This is a genomic window from Streptosporangium sp. NPDC023615 (genome assembly GCF_040640155.1).
GTDB lineage: Bacteria > Actinomycetota > Actinomycetes > Streptosporangiales > Streptosporangiaceae > Streptosporangium.
In genome coordinates this window covers 1-8,588 of the sequence record NZ_JBFABE010000121.1, presented here as the reverse complement: position 1 = coordinate 8,588, position 8,588 = coordinate 1, and the positions used below count along the sequence as shown (strand labels likewise).

The 8,588-nt window shown below is 72.7% G+C and carries 10 protein-coding genes; 6 read left to right on the top strand and 4 right to left on the bottom strand.

From position 1 onward, the window contains the following. Nucleotides 1–696 precede the first annotated feature (696 nt). From AB0G16_RS37760 to AB0G16_RS37750, 3 genes are all read right to left on the bottom strand, one after another. Nucleotides 697–1,092 (bottom strand): OsmC family protein, encoded by a 396-nt coding sequence (locus tag AB0G16_RS37760; RefSeq protein WP_362815671.1) that lies wholly within the window; start codon nt 1,090–1,092, stop codon nt 697–699. A gap of 101 nt (nt 1,093–1,193) precedes the next feature. Next, nucleotides 1,194–1,478 (bottom strand): hypothetical protein, encoded by a 285-nt coding sequence (locus AB0G16_RS37755; RefSeq protein ID WP_362815669.1) that lies wholly within the window; start codon nt 1,476–1,478, stop codon nt 1,194–1,196. A 57-nt stretch (nt 1,479–1,535) separates the two neighbouring features. Beyond that, the gene (locus AB0G16_RS37750) at nt 1,536–2,741 is read right to left on the bottom strand and encodes an NADP-dependent oxidoreductase (RefSeq protein ID WP_362815667.1); all 1,206 of its coding nucleotides are present in this window, start codon (nt 2,739–2,741) and stop codon (nt 1,536–1,538) included. A gap of 373 nt (nt 2,742–3,114) precedes the next feature. Here AB0G16_RS37750 and AB0G16_RS37745 point away from each other — a divergent pair, with 373 nt between their 5' ends. Together AB0G16_RS37745 and AB0G16_RS37740 are read left to right on the top strand one after the other, a co-directional pair. After that, nucleotides 3,115–3,483, top strand: a complete 369-nt coding sequence (locus AB0G16_RS37745) for a phage holin family protein (protein WP_362815665.1) — start codon at nt 3,115–3,117, stop codon at nt 3,481–3,483. A 39-nt stretch (nt 3,484–3,522) separates the two neighbouring features. Continuing rightward, a complete protein-coding gene (locus AB0G16_RS37740) occupies nt 3,523–4,929 on the top strand; it encodes an aromatic amino acid lyase (RefSeq protein ID WP_362815664.1) in 1,407 nt (468 codons plus the stop codon). Between the two features lie 40 nt (nt 4,930–4,969). Here the strand turns inward: AB0G16_RS37740 and AB0G16_RS37735 are convergent, their stop codons facing one another. After that, nucleotides 4,970–5,923 carry a LacI family DNA-binding transcriptional regulator gene (locus tag AB0G16_RS37735; RefSeq protein WP_362815663.1) on the bottom strand — a complete coding sequence of 318 codons (954 nt, stop codon included), beginning with the start codon at nt 5,921–5,923 and terminating at the stop codon, nt 4,970–4,972. A 261-nt stretch (nt 5,924–6,184) separates the two neighbouring features. Here AB0G16_RS37735 and AB0G16_RS37730 point away from each other — a divergent pair, with 261 nt between their 5' ends. The 4 genes from AB0G16_RS37730 (at nt 6,185) to AB0G16_RS37715 (ending at nt 8,529) form a co-directional block, all read left to right on the top strand. Then, the gene (locus AB0G16_RS37730) at nt 6,185–7,174 is read left to right on the top strand and encodes an amidohydrolase (RefSeq protein ID WP_362815661.1); all 990 of its coding nucleotides are present in this window, start codon (nt 6,185–6,187) and stop codon (nt 7,172–7,174) included. Beyond that, nucleotides 7,171–7,443, top strand: a complete 273-nt coding sequence (locus AB0G16_RS37725; RefSeq protein WP_362815659.1) for a hypothetical protein — start codon at nt 7,171–7,173, stop codon at nt 7,441–7,443. The genes AB0G16_RS37730 and AB0G16_RS37725 overlap by 4 nt, the downstream gene beginning before the upstream one ends. Beyond that, nucleotides 7,440–7,958, top strand: coding sequence for a cysteine dioxygenase family protein (locus AB0G16_RS37720; RefSeq protein WP_344894638.1), 519 nt, complete (start codon nt 7,440–7,442; stop codon nt 7,956–7,958). The genes AB0G16_RS37725 and AB0G16_RS37720 overlap by 4 nt, the downstream gene beginning before the upstream one ends. A 148-nt stretch (nt 7,959–8,106) precedes the next feature. Then, entirely contained in the window at nt 8,107–8,529 is a 423-nt protein-coding gene (locus tag AB0G16_RS37715; protein WP_362815657.1) for a nuclear transport factor 2 family protein, read from the top strand. Nucleotides 8,530–8,588 lie beyond the last annotated feature (59 nt).

The following is an 8,588-nucleotide window of genomic DNA, read 5'->3' as shown; positions in this document are numbered from 1 at the left end:
CCGGACCCGCTGATTAAGAGTCAGCTGCTCTAACCAACTGAGCTAGCGGCGCCCGCAACGGAGGTAACTCTAGCAGCAGCTTCGGCGCGCTCGCACCCCGGTTGATCCCCGCCCGCGCCTTCGGACGATCTCCGGACCCTGCCCGGTCCCCGGGCCTCGGACGACCGCCGGACCTGGACGATCACTGGGCCTCAGGTGGCCACCGAACAAAGAATTCGGGGCCGGACAGTCCCCCAACTGTCCGGCCCCGATTTTCTGTGCGGGCTTTGCCTTCGTCTCCCCCAAGACTCCGGCGGCTCCGCTAGGAACGCGATCCCCCTCGCGTCCTTATCCGGTGAAAAGCTCTTGGCTCCGGAGGCTTCGCAACCCCCTCGACCTGCAACCACACTACCTAGCCAAATGTAACGTGCGCGTCATCCAAAGGTTGATTTTGCGCCTACACCCAACCTTGACCCGGTATCACCGAAGCGGCGCCATCTCCGCCTGACACGCGAAAATCCGGCTCCGAAGATCGGATCCCATTGGTTCGGGCTCCGGGCTCATTGGTTCACCCCTCCCCGCTCCGCCGCCGCAGGGCCGTCCTCACCCCGTCCTCGCCCCGCTCCGGTTCTCGCCGTCCCGACGGCGCGAGAGCCTCGGACCCGGCACGGCCCACGGAGCAGGCCCGGCCCCACTCCCGGGGAGGGGGCGGCGCTCTCAGGGGAGTTCGAGGCGGACCTCGGTGTTCTCCCTCAGCGCCCGGCTCACCGTGCAGTACTTCTCCTCGACACGGTGGGCCACGGCGTCGAGGACCTCCGCGGCCTTCTCGTCGCCCTCGGGCAGCTCCACGTCGTAGGTGACGGTGATCGGCCCCAGCCTGGTGGCCTCGATCTTCTCCGCGTGGACGGTCATCGCCAGGCGGACCATACGGTGGCCGCGCTGGGCGGTCAGCGGCTCCACGGTGACGATGTTGCAGCCCCCGAGCGCCGCGAGCAGCAGTTCGACGGGGGTGAACGCTCCCTGCTCGTCCCCACCGCCCATGGCGACCTCGGCTCCGCGGTCGTTGCGCGCCACGAAGCCGTCCTCGGTCCGTTCCACCCTCACCTGTGCCATGGCGTCCTCCCCAACCCTGTCCCGGATGCCAGGAACCTCCTGATCCGCCGATCACCCTACAGAGGGGCCGGTCCCGGGACGACCGCCGGAAGTCCTCCGGCTCACGCCTCCGGGTGTTTGGACAGGTACTCGATGTAGAACGGCCGGAGCGCCTCGCCGAGCTCTCCGTGACCCGAGGCCATGGCATCGCTGAGCAGGGCCGAGACCCGGCTGAGGTCGTTGGTCGTCTGCTCCTCGTTGCCCGAGGACGCCTGCGCCGCCGGAATCAGCGTGAGCAGTTCCCAGAGGAAACCGAGATCTCCGTGGTGCACGGCGTAGTGGACCGCGCGATCGTGCAGTTGCTGGGCCGACAGCCCCTCAAGCTCGTCCGTTTCCAACAGACCCACCCCCTCACGCCCCTTCTGCCCCGAGAATGTGGACGTCATGCGCGATCCCGGTACACGTCACCGGTTCCCCAGCCGGACCACCATCTTTCCGGTGTTGGCCCCGCCCAGCATGTCGATGAAGGCCTGCGGGGCGTTCTCCAGGCCGTCCACGACGGTCTCGGCGAAGACGACCTTCCCCTCGCGGATCCAGGCACCCACCTCGGCGATCATGTCGGGCATCCGGTCCAGGTGGTCGGAGACGATGAATCCCCGCAGGGTGAGCCGCTTCCCCACGGCCAGGCCCAGGTTGTCCGGGCCGGGCACGGGACCGGTGGCGTTGTAGGCGGAGATCGCCCCGCACATCGCGACCCTGCCGTACGTCCTCAGCTCGCCGATGGCGGCCCGGAGGTGGTCACCGCCGACGTTGTCGAAGTAGAGGTCGATCCCGTCCGGGGCGGCCCGGGCGAGCTGGTCGTCGACCGCGCCGTCGTGGTAGTCGAAGGCCGCGTCGAAGCCGAGATCGTCGAGCAGGTGAGTGATCTTCTCGGGCGACCCGGCGCTGCCCACCACCCGCGAGGCCCCCTTCAGCCTGGCGATCTGCCCGGCCAGGCTCCCCACCGCCCCGGCCGCGCCCGAGACGAACACCACGTCCCCCTCCTTCAGGCCCGCGATGTCGAGCAGGCCCACGTACGCGGTCAGGGCCGTCACGCCGAGGGCGCCGAGGTAGACCGAGAGCGGGACGCCGGGGATCTCCTCGACCTTGCGCGCCTGCCCGGCGTCGAGGACGGCGTACTCGCGCCAGCCGTGTCCGTGGACGACCACGTCCCCGGGTGAGAGGCCGGGCGCGCGGGAGACGGCGACCTCGCCGAGGGCGCCCCCGTCGAGCGGCTCGCCGATCCGGAAGGGCGGCACGTACGACCTGGCGTCGTTCATGCGGCCCCGCATGTAGGGATCGACGCTCATGAAGAGGTTGCGGACCAGGACCTCGCCCTCCTCGGGGGCGGGCAGGTCGGCCTCGGCCAGCTCGAAGTTCTCAGGGACGGGCCGGCCGGAGGGGCGCGAGGCGAGCCGCACCTCCCGGGAGACCGTACGACCGGCGGCCCGCTCCCGCTGCCCGGCCGAGGCGGACCCGGCGCTCGGCTCCCCGCGCCCGCCCGACCCCTGCCCTCCCGAACCGTGGCCTCCCGAACCGTGCCCGCCCGAACCCTGCCCACCCGAACCCTGCCCGGCCGCGCCCTGCCCGTCTCCGGCCGGACGGCCGTTGGACGATCCTTCTTCTGACATGTCCGCCCCCTGTGCTCGCTTCATCCGTGATGCGCGCTTCCCACCAGGGCCTTCCCATCGCGGGCCGGTTCTCCACGTCGGGGACCGGACGGTTCCGGCAGGAACTCGCCGCTTCCGTGACCACGCACGGTCACGGATGCGACACTCTCCCGGGAAGCCGGTCTCCGGTCTCTCGGGCCGGTGACCCCCGCCCGGGAGCCGGTCCCGGCCTGACGCGCCGGCGACCCCGGCGGGAGCCGCGTCCGGTGGCTCCCGGCGATACCCGGACCGGCATGCGCGCGTCAGACCGAAAAATTCATCAGTATTTGTGTATGTCCAGTTTTGGAGTACGGATTCTTCGTCCGTTCGATCATCCATGCGAGGGTGCCGGAACGTGAAAATCATCATCAAGATCTTGGCGGTGGCCGCCGCCCTGTGGGCGGCGACCCAGCTCGTGGACGGCATCACGGTCTCCGCGAGGACCCCGGCGGAGGAGATCGGCACGCTCGTCGCCGTCGCCTTCGTGTTCGGGATCGTCAACGCGGTCCTCAAGCCGGTCATCAAGCTGCTCGGCTGCGCCTTCTACGTCCTCACGCTCGGCCTGTTCGCGCTGGTGGTCAACGCCGGGCTGCTGCTGCTGACGAGCTGGATCGCCGAGGAGCTCAGACTGTCCTTCCACGTGGCGGGCTTCTGGCCGGCGTTCTGGGGCGCGATCGTCATCGGCGTGATCAGCTGGCTGCTCGACCTGGTCCTCGGTGACTGAGACGACGAGGACACCGGGACCGCGGAGGCGACAGCGACGATGACCTTCGTCCTCGACGGCTCCCGTCTGACCTGCGAGCAGGTCGACCGGGCGGCGCACGGCTCGGGGATCGAGCTGGGCCCCGCCGATGCCGCGGAGGCGGCGTGGCGGATGGCCGCCCTGCTCGACGGGCCGGTGTACGGCCGGACCACGGGCGTGGGCGCCAACAAGGACGTGGAGACCGAGGAGGCCGGACTGGACCTGCTCCGCAGCCACGCGGGCGGCGCCGGGCCGCCGATCGGCGAGACCCGTGCCCGCGCCACCCTCGTCGTCCGGCTCAACCAGCTCCTCGCCGGCGGCTCCGGGGTCGATCCCGCCCTCCTCCCCGTGCTGGCCACCGCCGTCAACCAGGGCCTGACGCCGCCGATCCGGGGCTACGGGGCCATCGGCACCGGCGATCTGACCGCCCTGGCCACCACCGCGCTCTGCCTGCTGGGGGAGGTCGCCTGGGTGCCGCCGTCGTCGGGCCTGCTCTCCGGGAACGACCGGCCGGCGGGCGGCCGGGCCCCGGGACGCGGCGGCGAGTCCCTGCCGCGTTTCGCGCTCGCCTCCGCCGACGCGCTTCCCTTCATCAGTTCGGGCGCGGCGACCCTGGCGGACGCGGCCCTGGCCTGTCACCGCCTGAGGCTCCTGCTGGCCGCGGCCACCTCGATCGCGGCCCGTTCCTTCCGGGCGATCGAGGGCTCGCTGGAGCCGCTCTCCCCCCTGGTGCAGCGCGGCCCCGAGCAGACCTCGGTCGCCGCCGGCCTGCGCGCCCTGGTCGGGCTCACCACACCGCGCCGCGTCCAGGACCCGTACGGCTACCGGGCCTTCCCGCAGGTGCACGGGGCGGTCCTGGACGCCCTGGGGCGGGCGGAACGGACCGTCACCGAGGAGATGAACGCCGCCCCGGAGAACCCGCTGATCGCCGGCGGGCGGGCCTGGCACAACGGCAACTTCCATTCGGCGCGGGTGGCGCTGGCCCTCGACGCCCTGCGGGCCGCTCTCGTGCAGACCGCGACGCTGAGCGCCGCCAGGCTCGCCACCCTGAACGACCCCGCGCACACCGGGCTCCTGCCCTTCCTCGCCGAACGCGCGGGGCTGTCCGGGGTGATGATCCTGGAGTACGTCGCCCACTCCGCCCTGGGCGAGCTGCGCCACCTGGCCGCCCCGGTCACCCTGGGGGGCGCCGTGCTCTCCCTGGGGACCGAGGACCACGCGAGCTTCACCCCGCACGCGGCCCGCTCCTCGCTCGCCGCCGCCGAACCGCTGGAGATCGTCCTGGCCTGCGAGCTGGTCGCCTCGGTACGGGCGTTGCGGCTCCGCGGCATCCCGTGCGACCTGCCGCTCGATCCCGCGATGGGCGACCGCCCGCTCGACGGCGACCTCGACGCGGCGCGCGCGCTGCTCCCCGGCCTGGCCTGCTGACCCGGCCCCGCCCGGCCCGGCCGCGGCGTCCTGGCGCCGGTCAGCTCACCGAGCCGCGTTCGCGGAGCTGGGGGGACTGGACGATGCGCCGGCGCCGGGAGTTGCCGTCGGCCGCGGCCACCACGATCCGGACGGCGGCGCGGACGATACCGTCGATGTCCCAGTCGACCGTGGTCAGGCCCGGGGTGAGCAGGCCCGACATGGGATGGTCGTCGTAGCCCATCACGGACACGTCCGACGGGATGCCCAGCCCGCGTTCGGCCGAGGCCGCGTAGACGCCGTAGGCGATCGAGTCGGCGAAGCAGAAGAACGCCCGGTGCCCGGTGTCGAGCATCTCGCCGGCGACCCGCGTGGCCTCCGTCAGCGACTGCGGCGCGGTGACCGTCGTGATCTCCAGGCTCAGCCGTTCCGCCTCGGCCGTGACGTGCACGTCGGCGGGCCGGTCGGGGGTGCTGGCCCGGGTCGAGGTCAGGACGGCCAGGCGCCGGTGACCCCGGCCCCGCAGGTGCTCCAGCGCCAGGGTGACCCCGGCGCGGTTGTCGAAGACGACCTCGCCGGCGGTCCGCGCCCCGGCCAGCGCGTCACCGATGGAGACCACCGGCAGCCCCTCGCACAGCTCGGCCCACAGCGGCGCCGCCGGGTCGACGGGCTGCACGATCAGCGCGTCCACCCGCTGGTCGCGAAGCTGCCTGGCGAGGGTGTGCTCCCTGGCCGGGTCGCCCGTGGCGTCCAGGATCAGGGCGTAGCGGTCGTTGTCCTTGAGCGCGCGGCCGATGCCGACGGCCAGCGCCTGCTGCCAGAGGTCCTCCAGGGAACCGCAGAGCAGGCCGATCATGCCGGTCCGGCCACTGGCCAGCGCCCGGGCGATGGGGTCGGCCTCGTACCCGAGCTCGGCCGCGGCCTGGCGTACCCGCTCGATGGTCTCCTCCGAGACCTGCATGCCGCGCAGGGCGTACGACACGGCGGCGGGGGACAGACCGGTGGCCTTCGCCACCTCGCGTATGGTCGCTCGTTTCCGAGGCTGGGGCATCGGCCCAGCCTATTGCCCGCGGCCTGCGGGAAGGCGCCCGGACACGGTCGGCGACCTCGCCCGGACCCGAACACGGCCTGCCGCCGGGATTGACACCTCATGGGGTGAAGCGGTTCACTGAAACGGTTCACTGAACCGCATCACCCTGATATGTGACATGGTGAGAGTAGTTACCTATATTCTAGGTAGGTAATACACCGAAACCTCGGGGAGGAGGGCCGGATCATGCCCGTCGACGTCCACCAGCACCTGTGGACACCCGCGTTCGTGGACGCGCTCAGGCGCCGGACGACCGCGCCCTTCCTCGACGGCTGGACCCTCCACCTGGAGGGCGAGCCCCCCTACCGGGTCGATCCGGCCGACCACGACCTCGACCGGCGCCTCGCGCTCGACGCCGACCTGGACCTGGCGCTCGTCTCGCTGTCCAGCCCGCTCGGCGTCGAGTCACTGCCCCCCGAGGAGTCCTGGCCCGTCGTCGACGCCTACCACGAGGACGCCCTAGCCCTGCCGGCGCCGTTCGGCGCCTGGGCGGCGACCTGCGTCGGCGAGATCGACCCGGCGAGACTGGCCGCGACCCTCGACACGGCCCGGAACGGTCAGGACGGCTCCCGAGTCGCCGGGCGGGGCTTCGCCGGGCTCCAGCTCCCCGCGACCGCGGTGTGCGACGCCGAGGGCCTGAACCGGGTCGCCCCGCTGCTCGACGTGCTGACCGAGCGCGACCTGCCGCTCTTCGTGCATCCCGGCCCCGCCGCCGACCGCGCTGTCCGTGCCGACCGGGCCGACCGGGCCGACCGGGCCGACCGGGCCGCTTCCGGGCCCGGGGAGCCCGGCTGGTGGCCCGCGGTCGTGCCGTACGTGCAGCAGATGCACGCCGCCTGGTACGCCTTCGCCGCCTTCGGACGCCCCCGCCATCCCCGCCTGCGGGTCTGCTTCGCGCTGCTCGCCGGGCTGGCCCCGCTGCACGCCGAGCGCCTGGCCAACCGGGGTGGCGAGGGCCGGGGACAGGTCGACACCGGCCTGTTCCTGGAGACCTCCTCGTACGGCCCGCGTGCCGTCGACGCGATCGTCCGCGAACTCGGCGTCGACGTCGTGGTCAGCGGTTCCGACCGTCCCTACGCCACCGCACCCGACCCCGCGCTCGGCGACGCCGCCTGGCACGCCATCGCGGTCACCAATCCCGGCCGTCTACTGAACGGAAAGGAGTCGCGCACATGAAGCAAACGAACCGATCCCGGGGCCGCGAGAGCTGTGCGCTCCCGGCGACGCTCACCCGCGAGGGGCGAGTACGGGCCGGCGGGCCCGGCCCGCACACCGGGGCGCCCGGCTCCGGTCCGCGCACCGGAGGGCCGGGCCGTCCCGGCACACCGGCCGGGCCCGTCCCGGCCGCCGTGACCGGTACGGCCGCCGTGACCGGTACGGCCGCCGTGACCGGTACGGCCGCCGTGAACGCCGAGACCGGTACGGCCGCCGGGGGAACCCGATGAGCTACGAGTCGCTGCCCGCCCGCGCCCTCGACCGGCGCGAACTCCTCGACCTGGTCAACGAGCTGGCCGCCGATCCGTCCCGGTGGCGGGATCAGGTGGAGTTCCCCGAGGAGGGCGGCCGCCATTTCGCCTCCCTCTACCGCGACTCGCACGTGGACGTCTGGCTGCTGTGCTGGCGGCCCGAGGACGACACCGGCTGGCACGACCACGACACCTCCTCCGGCGCGGTCCGGGTGGTGGCCGGGACGCTGCTGGAGTGCAACCCGCGCATCGGCGGCGAGCACCTGGAGACCGTGGTCTCCGAGGGCGAGTCGTTCTCCTTCGGCCCCGACCACATCCACCGGCTCACCGGCGCGGTGCACGGCAGCGTCTCGATCCACGCCTACTCGCCGCCGCTCTGGCGGCTGGGGCAGTACTCGATCAGCGACAGCGGCGTGATGCGCCGCGTCTCGGTCAGCTACGCCGACGAGCTGCGTCCCATGGACGACGCCGAGCAGATGGCGGGGGTCGCCTGAGGTCCCCGCGACCGGGGGACCCGTCCCGGCCTCGGGCGGGTCCCTCCTCGCGTCCCGGTTCCGGACGGGTCCCCGCCCTCCGGTTCCCGGGATCCGCCTTACCCTCGCGGTAATCGACGGGCCGTGCCCGGCCCGCCAGGCTTGCCGCATGACGAGCGAGACCCGCGCCACCGTGGAAGAGCTACTGCGCCGGATGACCGAGGGGGATCACGACCGTACGGCGGAGCTGTTCGCCGAGCCGGTGGACTGGCTGCTGAGCTGGCCCGCCGAGGGGCACCCGGAGGTTCCGTGGATCCGCCCCCGGTCCGGCCGGGCCGACGTGGCGGACCATTTCCGGTCGCTGGAGGCCCACCACGTGCCCGAGCTGAACGGCACGTCGGTGTCGCGCATCCTGGTCGACGGGGCGGACGCCGTCGTGCTCGGCGAGATCGCGCAGACGGTGCGGAGCACCGGGGTCGCGTACACCTCCCCGTTCGCCCTGCACCTCACCGTCACCGACGGGCTCGTCACCCGCTACCACGTCTACGAGGACAGCCTCACGGTCACGCGGGCCGTCGCCTCCCGGTCATGACCGGGTCCACCACCGCGGACATGATCGCGGACGCGGCCCGGTCGTCGAGGGCGCTGGGC